Below are 947 nucleotides of genomic sequence, written 5' to 3' on the forward strand. Positions count from 1 at the left end.
CGATTACTTACTTAAACCATTTAATAAAGCGAAAGAAGCGTTACGAGAAAGATAATAAAAATATATCTATATGGTTTTAAAATATTTAAAGCCATATAGATATTAATAAAGATAATATCTTGTTTTAAATATGTGGTTTTTATTGGTTATGTTTTAAAACATAAAAATATTAAAATCATATTTTTATTTAAATTGAGTTCTAATGCTTTGAAAAATAATAATTAATATTGAAAGTTTTGTTTTGGTTAATAAATAAACTTATTTTTGTCATTTTTTTTGTGATGCATTTCATGTTCATAATTGTTTTGTGTGTTGAGGTTGACCTTTGTTTTATCTAATTTATTCCTTAATTTGGGCTCTTCTTATTTCATAAAATTTAAGAGCTCTAAATTGGATTGGTTTAATTAAATAATCCTGAGAAGGGGAATAAATATGTCTGAAATAAGGGTAGTTTCTAAGGAGAGTCATGAAACCTTAGAAACTACGACTAAGGATACAGTCTCTCTTTCCGAAGCATCAGTTATTTTAATAAAAGTAAATAAAGATGATGTTTCTGAAATTAGGCAAGACGGTAGAAATGCAATTATTACTTTAAAAAATGGTGAACAAATAGTAATAATTAATTTCTTTAATGGTAGTAATTATTCAAGCGATAATAGTTTAGTTTTTGAGGATAATAACCATAAGTTATTGTGGGTACAGTTTACTGACAATAATGGCGTATTATTAGAACATATTACTTATAATTATATCGATAGTATCGAACCATTGCTTTATCATGATGGAGCTGCATCTCCATGGGCGTGGTTATCTGTACCGCTAACCGCAGCAGGAATTCTGTGGTGGGCACACGATAGTGATGATAAAAATAATAATTTAAATCACGACTCTGACAGCGACTCTGATTCCGACAGCGACTCAGACTCTGACAGCGATTCTGACTCTGA

General features: G+C 28.7%; 1 protein-coding gene. It reads left to right on the top strand.

Annotated elements, in window-relative coordinates; translation table 11 throughout:
• Nucleotides 1-432 precede the first annotated feature (432 nt).
• The coding region (locus tag UC75_RS18460; RefSeq protein ID WP_416202232.1) for a BapA/Bap/LapF family prefix-like domain-containing protein at nt 433-947 on the top strand (515 nt) is incomplete at its 3' end.

The sequence above is a fragment of the Acinetobacter sp. V2 genome (assembly GCF_001188385.1).
In the GTDB taxonomy this organism is placed as follows: domain Bacteria; phylum Pseudomonadota; class Gammaproteobacteria; order Pseudomonadales; family Moraxellaceae; genus Acinetobacter; species Acinetobacter oleivorans.